The 18,002-nt window shown below is 65.6% G+C and carries 17 protein-coding genes and 1 riboswitch; of the genes, 13 read left to right on the plus strand and 4 right to left on the minus strand.

Annotated features, from left to right (window positions below):
- Positions 1–96 precede the first annotated feature (96 nt).
- Positions 97–189, plus strand: a riboswitch (S-adenosyl-L-homocysteine riboswitch).
- 88 nt (positions 190–277) lie between these two features.
- The 3 genes from ahcY (at position 278) to metF (ending at position 3,111) form a co-directional block, all read left to right on the plus strand.
- The gene (gene ahcY, locus ACQ3C8_RS00670) at positions 278–1,696 is read left to right on the plus strand and encodes an adenosylhomocysteinase (RefSeq protein WP_428852094.1); all 1,419 of its coding nucleotides are present in this window, start codon (positions 278–280) and stop codon (positions 1,694–1,696) included.
- Between the two features lie 201 nt (positions 1,697–1,897).
- Positions 1,898–2,248, plus strand: a complete 351-nt coding sequence (locus tag ACQ3C8_RS00675; RefSeq protein WP_009520878.1) for a phage holin family protein — start codon at positions 1,898–1,900, stop codon at positions 2,246–2,248.
- Between the two features lie 32 nt (positions 2,249–2,280).
- On the plus strand, positions 2,281–3,111 hold the full coding sequence (gene metF / locus ACQ3C8_RS00680) for a methylenetetrahydrofolate reductase [NAD(P)H] (RefSeq protein ID WP_428852095.1): 831 nt from the start codon (positions 2,281–2,283) through the stop codon (positions 3,109–3,111).
- A gap of 197 nt (positions 3,112–3,308) precedes the next feature.
- On the opposite strand, the gene ACQ3C8_RS00685 is transcribed toward metF, so the two are convergent.
- Positions 3,309–3,956: a 5-formyltetrahydrofolate cyclo-ligase gene (locus ACQ3C8_RS00685; protein ID WP_428852096.1), complete on the minus strand. Its 648-nt coding sequence runs from the start codon at positions 3,954–3,956 to the stop codon at positions 3,309–3,311.
- Between ACQ3C8_RS00685 and ACQ3C8_RS00690 the strand changes: the two genes are divergently transcribed.
- The 5 genes from ACQ3C8_RS00690 to ACQ3C8_RS00710 all read left to right on the plus strand — a co-directional run bounded on the left by ACQ3C8_RS00690 (position 3,955) and on the right by ACQ3C8_RS00710 (position 9,713).
- Complete coding sequence (locus ACQ3C8_RS00690) at positions 3,955–5,856, plus strand: transglycosylase SLT domain-containing protein (RefSeq protein ID WP_428852097.1); 1,902 nt, start codon at positions 3,955–3,957, stop codon at positions 5,854–5,856. The genes ACQ3C8_RS00685 and ACQ3C8_RS00690 overlap by 2 nt on opposite strands.
- Positions 5,857–6,044: 188 nt before the next feature.
- Positions 6,045–7,079 carry a complex I NDUFA9 subunit family protein gene (locus ACQ3C8_RS00695; RefSeq protein ID WP_428852098.1) on the plus strand — a complete coding sequence of 345 codons (1,035 nt, stop codon included), beginning with the start codon at positions 6,045–6,047 and terminating at the stop codon, positions 7,077–7,079.
- 79 nt (positions 7,080–7,158) lie between these two features.
- Positions 7,159–7,854, plus strand: a complete 696-nt coding sequence (locus tag ACQ3C8_RS00700) for a glutathione S-transferase family protein (RefSeq protein WP_009520884.1) — start codon at positions 7,159–7,161, stop codon at positions 7,852–7,854.
- 4 nt (positions 7,855–7,858) lie between these two features.
- A complete protein-coding gene (locus tag ACQ3C8_RS00705; protein ID WP_428852099.1) occupies positions 7,859–9,106 on the plus strand; it encodes a multifunctional CCA addition/repair protein in 1,248 nt (415 codons plus the stop codon).
- Positions 9,107–9,209: 103 nt separating this feature from the next.
- On the plus strand, positions 9,210–9,713 hold the full coding sequence (locus ACQ3C8_RS00710; protein WP_138750683.1) for a MarR family winged helix-turn-helix transcriptional regulator: 504 nt from the start codon (positions 9,210–9,212) through the stop codon (positions 9,711–9,713).
- A gap of 7 nt (positions 9,714–9,720) precedes the next feature.
- On the opposite strand, the gene ACQ3C8_RS00715 is transcribed toward ACQ3C8_RS00710, so the two are convergent.
- Positions 9,721–9,915 carry a DUF2905 domain-containing protein gene (locus tag ACQ3C8_RS00715; protein ID WP_009520887.1) on the minus strand — a complete coding sequence of 65 codons (195 nt, stop codon included), beginning with the start codon at positions 9,913–9,915 and terminating at the stop codon, positions 9,721–9,723.
- A 151-nt stretch (positions 9,916–10,066) separates the two neighbouring features.
- A complete protein-coding gene (locus ACQ3C8_RS00720) occupies positions 10,067–11,254 on the minus strand; it encodes a class I SAM-dependent methyltransferase (protein ID WP_428852100.1) in 1,188 nt (395 codons plus the stop codon).
- 15 nt (positions 11,255–11,269) lie between these two features.
- Here ACQ3C8_RS00720 and ACQ3C8_RS00725 point away from each other — a divergent pair, with 15 nt between their 5' ends.
- Genes ACQ3C8_RS00725 through ttcA form a run of 3 tightly spaced genes read left to right on the plus strand, consistent with a single transcriptional unit; the run spans position 11,270 to position 13,514 of the window.
- A complete protein-coding gene (locus tag ACQ3C8_RS00725) occupies positions 11,270–12,082 on the plus strand; it encodes an SDR family oxidoreductase (protein ID WP_428852101.1) in 813 nt (270 codons plus the stop codon).
- Positions 12,083–12,127: 45 nt separating this feature from the next.
- Positions 12,128–12,523: a dihydroneopterin aldolase gene (locus ACQ3C8_RS00730; protein ID WP_009520890.1), complete on the plus strand. Its 396-nt coding sequence runs from the start codon at positions 12,128–12,130 to the stop codon at positions 12,521–12,523.
- A gap of 1 nt (position 12,524) precedes the next feature.
- A complete protein-coding gene (gene ttcA, locus ACQ3C8_RS00735; RefSeq protein WP_009520891.1) occupies positions 12,525–13,514 on the plus strand; it encodes a tRNA 2-thiocytidine(32) synthetase TtcA in 990 nt (329 codons plus the stop codon).
- A gap of 59 nt (positions 13,515–13,573) precedes the next feature.
- Here the strand turns inward: ttcA and ACQ3C8_RS00740 are convergent, their stop codons facing one another.
- The gene (locus tag ACQ3C8_RS00740) at positions 13,574–14,485 is read right to left on the minus strand and encodes a DUF6279 family lipoprotein (protein WP_428852102.1); all 912 of its coding nucleotides are present in this window, start codon (positions 14,483–14,485) and stop codon (positions 13,574–13,576) included.
- Positions 14,486–14,609: 124 nt separating this feature from the next.
- Between ACQ3C8_RS00740 and glmU the strand changes: the two genes are divergently transcribed.
- Complete coding sequence (gene glmU / locus ACQ3C8_RS00745) at positions 14,610–15,971, plus strand: bifunctional UDP-N-acetylglucosamine diphosphorylase/glucosamine-1-phosphate N-acetyltransferase GlmU (RefSeq protein WP_009520893.1); 1,362 nt, start codon at positions 14,610–14,612, stop codon at positions 15,969–15,971.
- A gap of 87 nt (positions 15,972–16,058) precedes the next feature.
- On the plus strand, positions 16,059–17,897 hold the full coding sequence (glmS, locus tag ACQ3C8_RS00750) for a glutamine--fructose-6-phosphate transaminase (isomerizing) (protein ID WP_428852103.1): 1,839 nt from the start codon (positions 16,059–16,061) through the stop codon (positions 17,895–17,897).
- Positions 17,898–18,002 lie beyond the last annotated feature (105 nt).

Here is an 18,002-nt window from a genome sequence, read left to right on the forward strand (position 1 = left end):
GGGCTTTCCCCGAAAAGTGCGGGGCAGGTGGCCTGGCGGCGTGTTTGGGTGGCGCGTGGCGGGTGCAACTTCGTCCCGCTCACGCTACAATACCGGCATTCCGAGGAGCGTTGCAACGGAGTGGTGCCTTTTCCGCAAGGTCGCACCTTCCCGCCAGGCTCGGAAGTCTCTCAACCGCGCTCGCTGATCCGTGATTGTCATGGTGGCGAGAGTGCGCGTCTCAAGCGTTTATTCCTGCGTTCACCCCCTGTGGCGATCACTTTTCTCCGGAGTGAAAATGAACGCACCTGCCGACCTGAAGACCGATTACCTCGTTGCCGATATCAAGCTTGCGGACTGGGGCCGCAAGGAAATCGCCATCGCCGAGACCGAAATGCCGGGCCTGATGGCCATCCGTGACGAATACGCCGCCAGCCAGCCGCTGAAGGGCGCGCGGATCGCCGGTTCGCTGCACATGACGATCCAGACCGCCGTGCTGATCGAGACGCTCAAGGCGCTCGGCGCGGATGTGCGCTGGGCCTCGTGCAATATCTTCTCGACCCAGGACCACGCCGCCGCTGCGATTGCCGCCGCCGGCACGCCGGTGTTCGCCTTCAAGGGCGAGTCGCTGAAGGAGTACTGGGATTTCACGCACCGTATCTTTGACTGGGCGGACGGTGGCACGCCGAACATGATCCTCGACGACGGCGGTGATGCCACGCTGCTGCTGCACCTCGGCGCGCGCGCCGAGAAGGATGCCTCGGTGATCGCCAAGCCGGGCAGCGAGGAAGAAACCTTCCTGTTCGCCGCCATCAAGGAAAAGCTGGCGCAGGATCCGACCTGGTACAGCCGCAACCTCGACGCAATCCGCGGCGTGACGGAAGAAACCACCACGGGCGTGCACCGCCTCTACCAGATGGCCCAGAAGGGCGAACTGCGCTTCCCCGCCATCAACGTGAACGACTCGGTGACCAAGAGCAAGTTCGACAACCTGTACGGTTGCCGCGAATCGCTGGTCGACGGCATCAAGCGCGCCACCGACGTGATGATCGCCGGCAAGGTCGCGGTGATCTGCGGTTACGGCGATGTGGGCAAGGGCAGCGCGCAGGCCATGCGCGCCCTGTCGGCGCAGGTGTGGGTGACCGAAGTGGATCCCATCTGCGCGCTGCAGGCCGCGATGGAAGGCTACCGCGTGGTGACCATGGACTACGCCGCCGACAAGGCCGACATCTTCGTGACCTGTACCGGCAACTACCATGTGATCACGCATGACCACATGGCCAAGATGAAGGACCAGGCCATCGTCTGCAACATTGGTCACTTCGACAACGAGATCGAGATCGCCGCGCTGGAAAAATACCAGTGGGAAGAGATCAAGCCGCAGGTCGATCACGTGATTTTCCCCGACGGCAAGCGCATCATCATCCTGGCCAAGGGCCGCCTGGTGAACCTCGGCTGCGCCACGGGCCATCCGTCCTACGTGATGAGTAGCTCGTTCGCCAACCAGACCATTGCACAGATCGAACTGTGGCAGGAACGCGATTCCGGCAAGTACCCGGTCGGCGTGTACGTGCTGCCGAAGCATCTCGATGAAAAGGTGGCGCGCCTGCAGCTGAAGAAGCTGAACGCGCAGCTGACCGAACTGACCGACCAGCAGGCCGCCTATATCGGCGTCTCGAAGGAAGGTCCGTACAAGGCCGACCACTACCGCTACTAAGCTTGGGCGGCGGTTTCAGCCGGAGTCTGGCATCGTCGCGTGGCTGGGCCGTACTTGTGTACTGCCCGCCGCGCGTCCGGCCAGATTCGCTTGGGGTCTGAAGCCGCATCCGAGGGCCATTGCGTTGCTGTACCGTTTTATGCTGACCGCCCGGCCAGGCATTCCGCCCGGCCGGGTCATTGCAACCCGGGAGGAAGTGCCATGCGTTTGCTGATTGTCTGGCTGATCAATGCCGTCGCGCTGTTCGTGCTGCCCTATGTGCTGTCCGGAATCCAGATCAAGGGCTTCGGCTCGGCGATGATCGCAGCCCTCGTGCTGGGCCTGGTCAATGCGCTGATCCGGCCGATCCTCGTCATCCTGACACTACCGGTGACGGTGCTGACGCTCGGCCTGTTCATCTTCGTCATCAACGCGCTGCTGTTCCTGTTTGTCGGCAAGCTGCTGTCCGGCTTCATGGTCGACAGTTTCGGCACGGCGCTGCTGGGCTCGATCCTGTACAGCATCATCTCGTGGCTGCTGGCCAGCCTGCTGCTGCGCGACCGCGTCGCGTGACATGAGGCGGCGCTTTGGCCCGCAACAACACTATGCAAGAACGACATTTCAGTTTTGAATTTTTCCCGCCCAAGACGCCCGAGGGCGCCGAGAAGCTGCGCGTCACGCGCGCGCAGCTGGCGACGCTGCAGCCGAAGTTCATCTCGGTGACCTTCGGCGCGGGCGGTACCACGCAACAGGGCACGCTCGATGCCGTGCTGGAGATCCAGCGCGAGGGCACGGAGGCCGCGCCGCACCTGTCGTGCGTCGGCTCGTCGCGCGACAGCATCCGGCAGATCCTCCAGACCTATCGCGAGGCGGGCATCCGCCACATCGTCGCGTTGCGCGGCGACCTGCCCTCGGGCATGGGCGAGATTGGGGAATTCCGCTTTGCCAACGAGCTGGTGGAATTCATCCGCGCCGAAACCGGCGACTGGTTCCATATCGAGGTCGCAGCCTATCCGGAATACCATCCGCAGTCGCGCTCGCCGCGGCACGACATGGAGAATTTCGCGCGCAAGGTGAAGGCCGGGGCCGACTCGGCCATCACGCAGTACTTCTATAACGCGGATGCCTATTTCCGCTTTGTGGACGATGTGCGTCGCCTGGGCGTGGAAATTCCCATCGTGCCCGGCATCATGCCGATCACCAACTACTCGCAGCTCATGCGCTTCTCCGACATGTGCGGCGCCGAGGTGCCGCGCTGGGTCGCCAAGCGGCTCGAGAGCTTCGGCGACGACCGCGAGTCGATCCGCGCGTTCGGCCTCGATGTGGTCACGGCCCTGTGTGAACGGCTGCTGGCCTCGGATGTGCCGGGCCTGCATTTCTACACCCTCAACGCCGCTGGCCCGACCAAGTCGCTCTGGCAGCGCCTGGGCCTCTAGTCGCTGCGGCTGGCAGCGTGGTCGTCATGGCGGATCCGACCACGCGCACGTCGGATGGGCTCATCCAGCACCTGCTGGAACTGATGCCGCGCAGATTACGGCATGGGCACAGCGTACGGTGGAGGCGGCACTGCGGCTCGCCAACGCGAAAGTCCCGGTACGTCGGCGAGTATCGCGGACAGGCGGTTGAGGCCGCTCTACCAGATACCGTCTTCCGTCACCACGCGATCGAGTGCGATGTCGTGCGCTTCCGGTGCAATGGACTCGACTACGGTATCGGCGTAGGCAATGCCGATGGCCTGCGGGCGCGGGAACAACGCTGCCAGGGTCCGGTCGTAATACCCGCCGCCATAGCCCATGCGGTAACGCTGGCGATCCACGCCGACACACGGGATCAGCAGGATGTCCGGTATGACGGCGGCGGTGCCTTGCGGTTCGGGAATGTTGTACTGGCCGGAACGCATCGGCGTCTCTGGCGTCCATAGATGAAAATCGAGCGGCGCGGCCCGCGTGTGGATCACCGGCAGGGCTGCGCGGCGCGTACTGCTGGAACGAGCCTGGGGGGCTGCGTTCGGATTGGCGTGCGGACTGGCGCGCAGCCAGCGGACGACTTCCGCAACCATGTCGAATTCGCCGCGGATCGGCCAGTAGAATCCGATGCAGCAATCGTCGAGCGTCGCCAGCAGGCCGGCCAGCGACTGTGTCAGGGCCGCGTCGTGCGCGGCACGGCGGTCGCCCGCCGGACGGCGCGCCAGCAGCGTGCGCCGCAACTCGGCCCGCGCCGGCACGGCGCCGCTATCGTGTGATAATGAACTCAACTCGGACACCATGACAGGAATCAACATGCGCCAGGCAGTATATCGTGTCGCCGCGACCACTTTGCTCGGATTGGCCTGCGTCGCTGGCGTGGCTTCGGCCCAGTCCGCGGTCTCGCCGGATGACCAGTTTGCCCAGTTGCGCGACGCCGCCCGCAAGAACGATGTGACGCGCGCCTGGAGCCTGGCGGCGCAGCTCGGCGGGTACGAGATTCCCTCCTATATCGAGTATTACCGCATCAAGCCGCAGATGTTCGACAGCAGTGGCCTGGCGCGCCTCGATGCGCCGGTCGACCAGATCCGCAGCTTCCTCGAGCGCTATCGCGGCGACGCGATTGCCGACCGCCTGCGCAACGACTGGCTGCTGGTGCTCGGCAAGCAACGCGACTGGACTAACTTCGATGCGGAGTATCCGCAGTTTGCGCTGAAGGACGATCCGCAGGTCGAGTGCTATGCCCTGCTCTCCGCGGCGCAAAAGGGCCAGAAAGTGGCCGATGCGGCGCGCCGCGTGCTGGTCGTGCCGAAAAGCTATGGCGAAGGCTGTGTCGATCTGATTGGCTATCTTGCGCAGGGCGGGCAGTTCAGCCGGGCCGATGTCGCCTTCCAGGCGCGCCAGGCGCTGGAACAGAATTTCACGACGCTGGCGGGCCGTATCGCCGCGACTACCAACGGTGGTGAGCGCGTGGATGGCGATACGCTGGCGACCGTGGTCAAGATGGCGCGCAACGATCCGTCGCAGGCTGCCGCCTACCTGCAGGCGTCCGGCGCGTCGCTGCCGCGCGAGGAGCAGGGTGCGGGCTGGGGTGTGGTCGCGCAGTTCGCCGCCAAGAAGCTAATGCCCGAGGCGGCGCAGTGGTATCGCCGCCAGCTCGAACTGGGCGGCGACCGCTGGCTCTCGGACGAGACTCAGGAATGGCGCGTGCGCGCGGCGTTGCGTGCCGGCGACTGGAAGCTGGTGCGCCAGTCGGTCGAAGCCATGCGCATGGGCCTGCGCGATGATCCGGCCTGGATCTACTGGTATGGCCGCGCGCTCAAGGCCGAGAAGCGCGATGCCGAGGCGCGCGAGCAGTTCGCCTCGATTGCGCAGCAGTACAACTTCTATGGCCAGCTGGCGCTCGAGGAGCTGGGCCAGCGCATCACGCTGCCGCCGCGCACCACCGTCAGCGATGCCGAGGTCGAGCAGATGCGCGGTCGCAAAGGCTTTGCCCGTGCGGCCAGGTTCTATGCGATGGACATGCGCTTCGAGGGCAACCGCGAATGGAACTGGGAACTGCGCGGCATGACGGATCGGCAACTGCTGGCCGCCGCCGAGTATGCGCGCCGCATCCAGCTTCTCGACCGTACCGTCAACTCCGCCGACCGCACGCGCGACGAGCATGACTTCACGCTGCGCTTCATCATGCCGTACCGCGACATCATGCGCCGCGCCACGGACCAGCTGGGTCTCGACATGGCGTGGACCTACGGTCTTATCCGCCAGGAGTCGCGCTTCATCATGAATGCACGCTCGCACGTCGGCGCGTCCGGCCTGATGCAGGTGATGCCCGCGACCGCGCGCTACGTCGCGCGCCGCATCGGCCTGAGCGATTTCCACCCGCGCCAGATGGATGACCCGACGGTCAATATCCAGCTGGGCACCAACTACCTGAACATGGTGCTGAACGACCTCGACGGCTCGTGGACCATGGCCTCGGCCGCCTACAACGCCGGTCCGGGCCGGCCCAAGAACTGGCGCAGTTCGCTGAACCGCACCGTGGAAGGCGCGATCTTCGCCGAGACCATTCCGTTCGCGGAAACGCGCGGCTATGTGAAGAACGTGCTGTCGAACGCCACGTACTATGCGGCCATCATCAGCGGCCAGCCGCAATCGTTGCGGACCCGCCTCGGACAGGTCGCACCGAGCCAGGCAGTCGCAACAAACCTGCCCTGAGCCTCATGCGCGGCAGGCGCACCGCGATTGCGCGGAGCGCCTGCATGCAGTTGCCTGACGTCATGCCGGCGCCGTGCCCGCTTCGCGGTCGGTGGCGGCGCGTCTACACTTGAATGGTGTCTTCGCCACGCTCGAGTGGTATCCGCCACACCGGGTGGGGCAGCGTGACAAAATCGACGGAGGTTGCCATGCTGGTATCGAACATTCTCGTGATCGGCGGTTCCGGTTTTATCGGAAGCCATGTCCTGGCCCGCCTGGCCGCACTCGCGGCGACCCCGGGCGAACGCCTGCCCGAGCCGGTCACGCGTGCCGCATGGGTGCCGGGCGCGCTGCCGGACCGCGTACCCGGGCGTATCCTGGCACCCACGCGGGATCTGCGCGGTGTGCGCCATCTGCTGCCCCTCCCGGTGGAGCTGGTCGAGGCCGATGTCCATGACGACGCCACGCTTGACCGCTTGCTTGCCGCGCTGGGTGAGGACGGCACGGTCATCAACCTGGTCGGTATCCTGCACGATCGTCGCGGCACGCCGTATGGTCCTGGTTTCGCCAAGGCTCACGTGGCCCTGCCGCGTCGCCTCGTCGCTATGTGCGCGCGGCATGGCGTGCGCCGGCTGCTGCATATGAGCGCGCTGGGGGCGGAAAGCGCCGGGCCCTCGATGTACCTGCGCAGCAAGGGCGACGGCGAGGCGGCCGTGACCATGAGCATGCTCGACTGGACGGTGTTCCGTCCGTCCGTGGTGTTCGGCCCGGGCGACAGTTTTCTCAACCTGTTCGCGCGCATGCAGCGGTTCGCGCCGTTCGTGCCGCTGGCGTGTGCTGACGCGCGCTTCCAGCCGATTGCCGTGGAGGATGTGGCGCAGGCGATCGTCAATGCCTTCGGCAATGCCGAGACCATCCACCAGTGCTACGACCTTGGCGGGCCGCAGGTTTATACGCTCGAGGAACTCGTGCGCCTGGCCGGGCAGGCTGCCGGCCACCCGCGTCCGGTCATGCGCCTGCCCGCTGCGCTGGGCCGCTTGCAGGCCATGATGCTTGAACACGCGCCGGGCGGTCCGCTCATGTCGCGCGACAATCTCGACTCGATGCGCGTCGACAATGTGCTGCACGGACCAGTCTCGCCGGTCCTGGGTATCACGCCCCGCCACCTCGAATCCAGCCTGGCCGAGGTCCTCGGCCGCCAGGATCGCAGCGCCCGCCTGGACCGTTGGCGCATGCGCGCGTGAACGCTATGGTTTGTCGTTCTAAGTGATGGCTGATAGAATGAATTTCCTCCGGGGTGGCCCGGATCTTTGGGAATCGTCGATGAAACTGGTGATGGGTAACAAGAATTATTCCTCGTGGTCGCTGCGTCCGTGGCTGGCCATGAGCCATGCGGGCATTGCATTTGAAGAGGAGCCGGTGCGCCTTTTTACCCCGGAGTTTGCGCCGCATGTGGCGAAATACTCGAAGGCGCGCCATGTGCCGATCCTGGTCGACGGTGAACTGAAGATCTGGGACTCGCTGGCGATCTGCGAATACCTGGCCGAAAAATTTCCGGAAAAGAATCTCTGGCCGAAAGACGCCGCCAAGCGCGCCGAAGCGCGTTCGGTCGCCGCCGAAATGCATTCCGGTTTCAGCCCGCTGCGTGTCAACCTGCCGATGAACATTCGCGCTTCGCTGCCGACGACGCGCTGGACGCATGTGGTGCAGCGCGACATCGACCGCGTCATCGAAATCTGGACCGGCCTGCGCGAGCGCCATGCGGCGGATGGTCCCTTCCTGTTCGGCGAGTTCAGCATTGCCGATGCATTCTATGCGCCCGTGGTAACGCGCTTCCACACCTACCAGGTCAAGCTGCCGGCACTCGCGCAGGCCTACGCTGACCACATCCGCAGCCTGCCTGCCATGCAGAAATGGATTGCCGGCGCGAACACCGAACGCGACTTCCTCGTCTCGCAGGAGCCGTACCGCCACGTGCCGGATTTTGCCGATCCGATCATGGTGACTGGAGGCCACTGAGCCCATGCAGGTTTATGCCGTCGGCGGCGCCATCCGCGACCGTTTGCTGGGTTTGCCGGGCAAGGACCGCGATTACGTCGTGGTCGGCGGCACGCCGGAACAGATGGCCGCGCTCGGCTACCGGCCGGTCGGCAAGGATTTTCCCGTGTTCCTGCATCCGCAGACGCAGGAGGAATACGCGCTGGCCCGCACCGAGCGCAAGACCGCGGCGGGCTACAAGGGCTTTGCCTTCTACTTCGCGCCCGATGTGACGCTCGAGGAAGATCTGCAGCGCCGTGACCTCACCATCAATGCCATGGCCCAGGCCGTGGATGCGGATGGTGTGTTGTCCGGTCCGGTGATCGATCCGTTCGGCGGGCAGCGTGATCTCGCGGCGCGCGTGTTCCGGCATGTGTCCGACGCGTTCGCGGAGGATCCCGTGCGCATCCTGCGCATTGCGCGTTTCGCTGCGCGCTTTGCCGACTTTACCGTGGCGCCCGAAACGCTCGCCCGCATGCGCGACATCGTGGCGGCAGGCGAGGTCGATGCGCTGGTGCCCGAGCGCGTCTGGCAGGAGCTGGCACGCGGGCTGATGGAGGCCGCGCCCGTGCGCATGTTCGACGTGTTGCGCGACTGCGGGGCGCTGGCGCGCCTGTTGCCCGAGCTCGATCGCTTGTGGGGCGTGCCGCAGCGTGCCGATTACCATCCGGAAATCGACACCGGCGTGCACGTCATGATGGTGCTGGCGATGACTGCGCGGCTGCAGGCGCCGTTGCCCGTGCGTTTCGCCGCGCTGATGCACGACCTTGGCAAGGGCACCACGCCGCCCGACGTCCTGCCGCGTCATATTGGCCACGAGGGCCGTAGCGTGCATCTGCTGGAAGCTGTCTGCAAGCGCCTGCGCGTGCCCAACGACTGCCGCGATCTGGCGCGCGTGGTCGCGCAGGAGCATGGCAATATCCACCGCAGTGGCGAGTTCGGCGCGGCCGCGTTGCTGCGGCTGCTCGAGCGCTGCGATGCCTTGCGCAAGCCCGAGCGTTTCGCCCAGGTGATCCAGGCCTGCGAGGCCGATGCGCGCGGGCGGCTGGGGCATGAGGAGGCGCAGTATCCGCAGGGGCAGCGCTTGCTGCGCGCGCTTGCCGTGGTCAACACAGTCGATGCCGGCGCGGTTGCGCGCCAGTGCGCGGCGGATCCGTCCGCCATCCGCGCACGCGTGCATGATGCACGCGCTGCCGCACTTGAAGAAGCCCTGCGTGCCGGGGCGCTTGAATGAGGCCGGCCCTGTGCCGGCATTGAAGGAATCCCAGCAGATGCCGACTGACCGCCCGTCCGACATGTCCGATCCGCCGACGGAGGGTGCCGCGCCCGAGGCTGGCATGGCCGGGCACAAGTCCGCGGCGGCTGCGCCGGCGGCGCCCTACGATCCGAGCTGGGAGGCCCTGCGTTCTCGGCCCGGCTACCTGATCCGGCGTCTCAATCAGATTCACTACGCGATGTTCATCGAGGAATGCACGGCCGAAGGCATCACGCCCGTGCAGTACGGCATCCTCACCGTGCTCGCTACCCAGCCTGGCCTGGACCAGACGGCCATCGGCTTTGAGCTTGGGCTGGACCGCACCACCACGGCCGACGTGCTGCGCCGGCTCGAAGAGAAGGGTTATCTCGAGCGCCGCGTGAATCCGGCCGATCGCCGCTCGCGGCAGGCCTACATCACGGCCGAGGGGCAGCGCCTCAAGGACGCGCTGCACGCCGGCATGCAGCGCTCGCAGGATCGCTTTCTCGCGCCGCTGTCAGCCGAGGACCGCGCACGCTTCATGGCGCTGCTGACTACGCTGGTGGAATGCAACAACCAGTACGGACGCGCTGCTGCACGCGTGTAGGCAGCGCTCAGAGCAGCTTGCCGATGAGTACCGCCACCAGCGACAGCAGGATGGTGGAGGCGAACGGCAGCATGAACTCGCGCCCGAACAGACGGAAATTGAGATCGCCCGGCAGGCGTCCGAGCCCGAGTTTCTTCAGCCACGGCAGCGCCGATGACAGGATCATCACGGTCAGGAAGATGGTCAGGACCCAGCGCAGCATGCTCAGTGTCGATGGTGGGGATGGTGGACTCCGGCAGGCGCCGGAGGGCATGGGGGACGGCCGGTCAGCCACATGCGTCGCGATGCAGGTCGCGGGCAAAGCGTATTGTCGGTTGAGCGCATGATACCCGCGTCGCGTGACACATGACGCATCACGCGTCCGTCAGAAGACGGTGCGCACGGTCGCCGCGTGCAAAACCGCTCAGCGTGCCGGTATCGATATCACGTGTCAGCGCGATGGCCTTGAACAGCTCGCCCATCTCCGCTTCCGACAGGAGCCGCTGCGCAGCGTTGGAGGCCGGCAGGAACGTCGTGGCATCGCGCGGGTCGAGCTCCATCAGCATTTCCATCAGGCCCGCGTTCATCAGGAAGCGCGCCTGGCTCGTGTAGCCGGCCAGCGTCAGGCCGTGCGCCATGGCCTGCTGCGCAATGCCTGTGAAATTGACGTGCGCGGTGATGTCCTGCAGGCCCGGCAGGAAGAACGGGTCGTCGTGCGCATGCTGGCGGTAGTGGCACATCAGCGTGCCGTGCTCGCGCTGCGCGTGGTAGTACTCCGCTGCCGGAAAACCGTAGTCGAACAGCAGCACCAGGCCGCGTTCGAGCCGTTCCGCCACGCTGGCGATAAAGGCTTCGCCGGCCTCGTGCGTTTCGGTCTGGATGTCGTGCCCGCCCGGCACCTGGGCCAGCACCGCCGGAACATCCAGCGGCGCGCTGAAGGCATCGGGCGCGGGCTGCCAGGCAAAACCGTCACCGGCGCGGCGCACGCCCTGCTCGCGCCAGAGCCCATGACGGCGCGCCCAGACGCGTACCGGCATGGCATCCAGCACCTCATTGCCGAGCACGATCCCTTCGATGCGTTCCGGTAGGGCATCGAGCCACACGACCTGTCCGGCATGTGCTGCCAGCGCGACCTGCTGGCGCGCACGCAGCTCGCCCGACAGCTCGACGATGGCATATTCCCGGCACGGCACGCCGAGCGCGGCCAGCTCGCCGAGGATCTGCGCCGCCAGCCGGCCAGTACCCGCCCCGAATTCGATGATACGGTCGAGGCCGTGCTCTTCCATGACTTCCGCCAGCTGGCGGGCCACCGTGCGACCGAACAGCGGCGACAGTTCCGGGGCGGTGATGAAGTCGCCGCCATCCGCCACGCTGCGCCCAAACTTGGACGCACCACCGCTGTAATAGCCGAGGCCGGGCGCGTACAGCGCCAGCTCCATGAAGCGCGAGAACGGCAGCCAGCCGCCGGCGGCGTCGAGCGCTGCGCCAATATGTGATGTCAGGGCGACGGACTGCGCCAGCGCGTCGGGGGAGGGAAGCGGTAAACTAGCTGTTTTCTGCATCCTGCGATTGTAACAATGCCGACCCCGTCTTCTTCTGCCCCCGCATTGCCTCGTGGCGTGGCGCTGGTCACCGGCGCTGCCCGGCGGCTGGGCCGCGTCATCGCCCTGTCGCTGGCGCAGCGCGGCTGGGATGTCGCGGTACATTGCCATCGCTCGCTGGCCGAAGCCGAGGCCGTGGCCGCCGAGATTGCCGCGCTGGGCCGCCGCAGCGTGGTGCTGCAGGCTGACCTGGCCGACGAGGCGGCGACCGCGCAGTTGATCGAACGTTGCCGCGCGGCGCTTGGGACCCCGGCCTGCCTCGTCAACAACGCCTCTCTGTTCCAGTACGACGTGGCGCAAAGCTTTGGCTATGCTTCGCTCGATACGCACATGCGCACCAATGTAGCGGCACCGCTCACCCTGTCGCGCGCGCTGTATCGTGCGCTGGAAAGCGAAGCCGTGGATGGCGCAAACGCTGCGCAGCGCGGCGTGGTCATCAATCTGCTCGACCAGAAGCTCAGCAACCTGAATCCGGATTTTCTGTCGTACACGCTGTCGAAAGCCGCGCTGCAGACAGCGACGGTGCTGCTGGCCCAGGCGCTGGCGCCGCGCCTGCGCGTGGTGGGCCTCGCACCCGGCATCACGCTGGTCTCGGGCACGCAGAGCGACGCCAGCTTTGCCGCTGCGCACCGCATGACGCCGCTGGGCCGCTCCTCGACGCCGGAAGACATTGCCGGTGCGGTGTGCTATCTGGCCGAGGCTGATGCGATCACGGGCACGACGCTGTATGTGGATGGCGGGCAACACCTGATGCCGCTCGATCGCGATGTAATGTTCCTCACCGAATGAACGATTTGCCGGCACGTCGACGTGCCTAACGCCCTAGGAAGTGAAATGTTTCCAGCCTTGTCCCACGCGCCGCTGGCGCAGTGCCGCCGCCTGTTCCTGCGCAACTTCGAAGTCATGATCAATATTGGCGTGCATGAGTTCGAGAAAAAGGGCGAACAGCGCGTGCTGGTGAATATCGACCTGTTCGTGCCCCTGGCGCAGACCACGCCCCAGCATGATCGCCTCGAAGAAGTCGTTGACTACGATTTCATGCGCGAGACCGTGGTGCAGCGTATGTCGCAGGGGCACGTGCATCTGCAGGAAACCCTGTGTGACGACGTAGCGCGGACACTGCTGGCCCATCCGCGGGTACTGGCCGTGCGCGTGTCGACCGAAAAGCCCGATGTCTACCCGGACTGCGAGTCTGTTGGCGTCGAAGTCTTTCATATCAAGGAAGCCTGACATGAACGCTGTCATTCTCCCGTCGGCGGACATGGCCGGGGATCACGCTGCCGGGCAAGCCACGGCGCGCCGCACCCGGCCGAGCCGCGAAGACAAGGCGGCATTCGAAGCCCGCAAGCTGGAAAAGCGGCTGTGCCGCCTGACTGGCCAGGCGATCGGCGACTACAACATGATCGAGCCTGGCGACCGGGTCATGGTGTGCATGTCGGGCGGCAAGGATTCCTATGCCATGCTCGACATCCTGCTCAAGCTGCGCGCGCGGGCGCCAGTGGCCTTCGACATCATTGCCGTCAACCTTGACCAGAAGCAGCCCGGTTTTCCCGAGCATGTCCTGCCCGACTATCTCACGTCGCTTGGCGTGCCGTTCCATATCGAGAACCAGGATACCTATTCCATCGTGCAGCGCGTGGTGCCCGAGGGCAAGACCACGTGTTCCCTGTGCTCGCGACTGCGCCGCGGCATTCTCTATCGCGTGGCGGGCGAGCTCGGTGCGACCAAGATCGCGCTCGGCCACCACCGCGACGATATCCTCGAGACGCTGTTCCTCAACATGTTCTACGGCGGCAAGCTCAAGGGCATGCCGCCCAAGCTGCAGTCGGATGATGGCCGCAACGTCGTCATCCGGCCGCTGGCCTATGTGCGCGAGCGCGATCTGGAGCGTTATGCCGAGGTCAAGGGCTTTCCGATCATTCCGTGCAACCTGTGCGGCAGCCAGCCGAACCTCAAGCGTGCGGAAATGAAGGCGCTGATCCGCGAGTGGGAGAAGAAATTCCCGGGCCGCATCGAGTCGATGTTCAATGCGCTCTCCAATGTCGTGCCGTCGCATCTGATGGATCGCAACCTTCACCCCTTCGCCACGCTGCGCGCCGAGGGCAAGCCGCTGGCCGATGGCGATATTGCCTTCGACGAGGCGCCGTGCGACGACACGGCGACGGCAGGTTTCCAGCCAGGCGTCCAGACCATCCGCTTTGCCGGGCTCGACGACGACTGAGCCTGATGGCCGCTGGCGGCTCCGCGTTGCACAGCGGCATTGTCGGGCCTGCCTAAGCGCTAGCTGCGGCGCATCAGCGCCTGCGTATCATCGAGCCAGCCCTGCAGCCGCTTAACCGCATGCTGGCGCTGGGCGGGCGTGGTCAGGTTGGCGATCTGCACCGCCAGCTGGATGCCGGCATCGCTGTCCGACTGGTTGGCCTGTTCGCGCCAGGTCGCGTCGAAACGCTCCAGCCGCCGGACCACTTCACTGCGCTCGGGCCGCTCCGTGACCACTTCACGCGCCAGTGCCAGCCATGCCTGTTGCCGCCGCTCGCGCAGCGCCAGCCGCTCCGCCGTGGTCCGTACCACCGCGGCGACGGCTATGCGGATCTGCCGTTCCTGCTCCGCGGTGAAATCGCCATACATCAGTTCGGCATAGCGCATGACTTTTTTCATGCGGGCATCGATGCGCTCTGCTTCGTCCGCTGCCAGGAAGGTGCGGCGATACTTGGCGTTGTCGCTTGCCATTCGCTCCTGCATGTGGCGGATCTGCGCCGGTGTCAGTGTTACCAGCAGCGCCGCCGTGTCCGGCAGCGCCTGCCGGAAGGCCAGATGGCCGAGGCGCTGTGCCTCCTGCTGGTAATGGCGCACGGTCTGTGCCGCCATGGGTTGCTGGATGTGCCCCTTTGCCTGTTCCAGCAAGGCGGCGATCGCCGGCAATTGCTCGCGGCGGTGCCAGCGGAAGAAGGTGGCAATTGCGCTGCGGACCTGCGGCGCCTGATCGCTGCTGATATCGACATAGCGGTCCAGCCACCAGTAGGCAAGATGATCGCCCTGCTCGTAGGTGCTCTTGAGCGCGCTGCATGCCCCGAGCCCCGCCACCATCATCACGAGGGCCAGTCGGACGGCCAGGCGGCGGAAAACGTGGCGTAAACGCCGCGAAAACCGCCGGGCGAGCCCGTCCGCAGGCCGGCTGGCGGGGGTAGCCATGCTAGAATTTTCCCCATTGCTTGTCCTGCTTGCCAGCCCCAAGCCGGCGACGTAGCGCGCTTTCCAGCCATTGCGTCGTGTGTTTCCTGTCCATTCGGTCTGGCGCACTTGAGGAACCTCCTTCGTGAACATTGTCATTCTTGCCGCGGGCATGGGCAAACGCATGCACTCCGCCCTGCCCAAGGTGCTGCATCCGCTGGCTGGCAAGCCGCTGCTGGCGCATGTCATCGACACGGCGCGCACGCTTGAGCCCGCTGCCCTCGTCGTGGTGGTCGGCCACGGCGCCGAACAGGTGCGGGCGACCGTCGGCGGCGCCGACATTGCCTTTGCCGAGCAGGCTCAGCAGCTGGGCACCGGACACGCCGTGATGCAGGCTCTGCCCCTGCTCGACGACGCCGTGCCGACGCTCGTGCTGTATGGCGATGTCCCGCTCACTACTCCTGCGACGCTGCAGCGCCTGGTGGCCAGCGCCGGTCCGGCGCGCCTGGGCATCCTTACCGTCGAGATGGACGATCCTACCGGTTACGGCCGCATCGTGCGCGACGCCGCCGGACGCATTGCCCGCATCGTCGAACAGAAGGATGCCACCGAGACCCAGCGGCAGATCCGCGAAATCAATACCGGCATCATGGTATGTCCGACCGCGCTGTTGCGGAAATGGTTGCAGGCGCTGCGCAATGACAACGCGCAGGGCGAGTACTACCTGACCGATATCGTGGAACAGGCCGCTGCCGAACACGTCGAGATCGTATCCGCGCATCCCGACCAATTGTGCGAGACGCTTGGCGTCAATAGTAAAACCCAACTTGCAGAGCTCGAACGGATTCATCAGCGTGATCTGGCGGCCCGTCTGCTGGAAAACGGCGTGACGCTGCTCGATCCGGCGCGTCTCGATGTGCGTGGCCACCTGGCTTGCGGGCGCGACGTGATCATCGACGTCAACTGCATCTTCGAAGGCCATGTGGCCATCGGCGACGGCGCGCGCATTGGCGCCAACTGCGTGATCCGCGATGCCGTCATCGGTGCGGGCGCGCATGTCCTGCCGTTCTGCCACATCGACCAGGCCACGGTGGGCCCGGACAGCCGCATCGGTCCGTATGCACGCCTGCGTCCGGGCACTACGCTCGGCGAAGACGTACACATCGGCAACTTCGTCGAGGTCAAGAACAGCCAGATCGCCGCGCATTCCAAGGCCAACCATCTGGCCTATGTCGGCGACGCCACGGTGGGCGAGCGCGTCAATATCGGTGCGGGCACCATCACCTGCAACTACGATGGCGCGAACAAGTTCCGCACCATTATCGAGGACGATGCCTTCATTGGTTCCGATACGCAGCTGGTGGCCCCGGTGACGGTGGGACGCGGCGCCACGCTCGGCGCCGGCACCACGCTGACCAAGAATGCGCCGCCCGACCGGCTGACCGTGTCGCGCGCCCGCCAGGTGACCATCGAGAGCTGGACCCGGCCGGTCAAGAAGCCCAAGTAAACAGAATCACAAGAACCGCGGCGCCATGCGCGCCGCGCAACGCAGGTTTGCGTTCCGGTACCCGGAGCGCTCCATGGAGTAGCGATTATGTGCGGCATCGTTGGTGCAGTTTCCCACCGTAATATTGTTCCCGTCCTGGTCGAGGGGCTGCGCCGGCTCGAGTACCGCGGTTACGATTCCTGTGGCGTGGCCGTAGCCCACGAAGGCGAGCTCGTGCGCGCCCGTACCGTGGCGCGCGTGGCCGATCTCGACACGCAGATCCAGAGCAGCGGCCTGTCCGGCCTTACCGGCATTGCTCACACGCGCTGGGCCACGCATGGCAAGCCGGATACGGTGAATGCCCACCCGCATTTCTCCGGCGAGACCATTGCCCTGGTGCACAACGGCATCATCGAAAACTACGAAGCGCTGCGCGAGGAGTTGCGCGCCGTCGGCTACGGATTTGAGTCGCAGACCGACACCGAGGTCGTCGCCCATCTCGTGCACCAGGCCTACACCTATCCGAGCAGCAAGACGCGCGGTAACCTGTTTGCCTCGGTGCGTGCCGTGGTCAAGCGCCTGCACGGCGCCTACGCCATTGCCGTATTCGCCAAGGACCAGCCCGAGCGTGTGGTCGGCGCGCGCGCAGGTTCGCCGCTGGTGGTGGCGCTCGGCCAGGACGAAGCCTTCCTCGCCTCCGATGCGCTGGCGGTCGCCGGCACCACCAACCGCATCATCTATCTCGAAGAAGGTGATGTGGTGGAAATCACGCGCGAGGGCTGCACCATCGTCGACGTCAATGACGCGCCCGTGGAGCGCGAAGTGCGCGAGGTCGAGTCGCATGCTGCGGCGGTTGAACTCGGTCCGTTCCGCCATTTCATGCAGAAGGAAATCTTCGAACAGCCGCGCGCCCTGGGTGATACCGTCGACGGCATCGACAGCTTCGAGCCGGCCCTGTTCGGCGAGCGCGCCGCGTCGGTGTTTGGCGAGATCGATAGCATCCTGATCCTCGCCTGCGGTACCAGTTACTACTCCGGCTGCACGGCCAAGTACTGGCTCGAGGCCATTGCGCGCATCCCCACGCAGGTGGAGGTGGCCAGCGAATACCGCTACCGCACTACCGTACCGAATCCGCGCGCGCTCGTCGTGGTGATCTCGCAATCGGGCGAAACCGCCGATACGCTGGCCGCGCTGCGTCATGCGCAGAGCCTCGGCCACAAACATACGCTGGCGGTGTGCAACGTCGGTACCAGCGCCATGGTGCGCGAGACCGAGCTGTGCATGCTGACGCGCGCTGGCACGGAAATCGGCGTGGCCTCGACCAAGGCCTTCACCACGCAGCTGGCCGCCCTGTATATCCTCACCATGACGCTGGCCAAGCAGCGCGGTTTGCTGAGCGCCGACGACGAAGCCAAGGGCATCGCCCAATTGCGCCATGTGCCGTCGGCCCTGCACGCCGTGCTGGCGCTCGAGCCGCAGATCATCGCGTGGTCGGAGGAGTTCGCCCGCAAGGAAAACGCCCTGTTCCTCGGGCGCGGCATGCATTACCCGATTGCCCTGGAAGGCGCGCTCAAGCTCAAGGAAATCTCCTATATCCACGCCGAAGCGTATCCGGCCGGTGAGCTCAAGCATGGCCCGCTCGCACTGGTTACCGACCAGATGCCGGTGGTCACTGTCGCGCCGAACGACGTGCTACTGGAAAAGCTCAAGTCGAACATCCAGGAAGTGCGTGCACGCGGCGGCCAGCTTTATGTGTTCGCCGATGCCGATACGGAGATCCAGTCGTCCGACGGCATCCACGTGATCCGCATGCCCGAGCACTACGGCCCGCTGTCGCCGCTGCTGCATGTGGTGCCGCTGCAGCTGCTGGCCTATCACACGGCCTGCGCACGTGGTACCGACGTGGACAAGCCGCGCAACCTGGCGAAGTCGGTGACGGTCGAGTAATCTGCTATCTGCCGTTGTAGGGCGGCGCTTCTCGCGTGTGCCGTCCCGCCGCAAAAAAAGAACCGCCCCGGCATATCGGGGCGGTTCTTTTTTTGGTGCCAGTTA

The organism is Imbroritus primus (assembly GCF_964332355.1).
GTDB lineage: Bacteria > Pseudomonadota > Gammaproteobacteria > Burkholderiales > Burkholderiaceae > Imbroritus > Imbroritus primus.

Bases quoted from the DNA above. Each gene is read 5' to 3' on its own strand.
- ACQ3C8_RS00685 (WP_428852096.1), bottom strand. From the start codon at position 3,956: ATGTTGATTCCTGTCATGGTGTCCGAGTTGAGTTCATTATCACACGAT.
- ACQ3C8_RS00715 (WP_009520887.1), bottom strand. From the start codon at position 9,915: ATGCTGCGCTGGGTCCTGACCATCTTCCTGACCGTGATGATCCTGTCA.
- ACQ3C8_RS00710 (WP_138750683.1), top strand. From the start codon at position 9,210: ATGGCCGGGCACAAGTCCGCGGCGGCTGCGCCGGCGGCGCCCTACGAT.
- ACQ3C8_RS00740 (WP_428852102.1), bottom strand. From the start codon at position 14,485: ATGGCTACCCCCGCCAGCCGGCCTGCGGACGGGCTCGCCCGGCGGTTT.
- ttcA (WP_009520891.1), top strand. From the start codon at position 12,525: ATGAACGCTGTCATTCTCCCGTCGGCGGACATGGCCGGGGATCACGCT.
- ACQ3C8_RS00720 (WP_428852100.1), bottom strand. From the start codon at position 11,254: ATGCAGAAAACAGCTAGTTTACCGCTTCCCTCCCCCGACGCGCTGGCG.
- ahcY (WP_428852094.1), top strand. From the start codon at position 278: ATGAACGCACCTGCCGACCTGAAGACCGATTACCTCGTTGCCGATATC.
- ACQ3C8_RS00700 (WP_009520884.1), top strand. From the start codon at position 7,159: ATGAAACTGGTGATGGGTAACAAGAATTATTCCTCGTGGTCGCTGCGT.
- ACQ3C8_RS00730 (WP_009520890.1), top strand. From the start codon at position 12,128: ATGTTTCCAGCCTTGTCCCACGCGCCGCTGGCGCAGTGCCGCCGCCTG.
- ACQ3C8_RS00675 (WP_009520878.1), top strand. From the start codon at position 1,898: ATGCGTTTGCTGATTGTCTGGCTGATCAATGCCGTCGCGCTGTTCGTG.
- ACQ3C8_RS00705 (WP_428852099.1), top strand. From the start codon at position 7,859: ATGCAGGTTTATGCCGTCGGCGGCGCCATCCGCGACCGTTTGCTGGGT.
- ACQ3C8_RS00695 (WP_428852098.1), top strand. From the start codon at position 6,045: ATGCTGGTATCGAACATTCTCGTGATCGGCGGTTCCGGTTTTATCGGA.
- metF (WP_428852095.1), top strand. From the start codon at position 2,281: ATGCAAGAACGACATTTCAGTTTTGAATTTTTCCCGCCCAAGACGCCC.
- glmS (WP_428852103.1), top strand. From the start codon at position 16,059: ATGTGCGGCATCGTTGGTGCAGTTTCCCACCGTAATATTGTTCCCGTC.
- ACQ3C8_RS00725 (WP_428852101.1), top strand. From the start codon at position 11,270: ATGCCGACCCCGTCTTCTTCTGCCCCCGCATTGCCTCGTGGCGTGGCG.
- ACQ3C8_RS00690 (WP_428852097.1), top strand. From the start codon at position 3,955: ATGCGCCAGGCAGTATATCGTGTCGCCGCGACCACTTTGCTCGGATTG.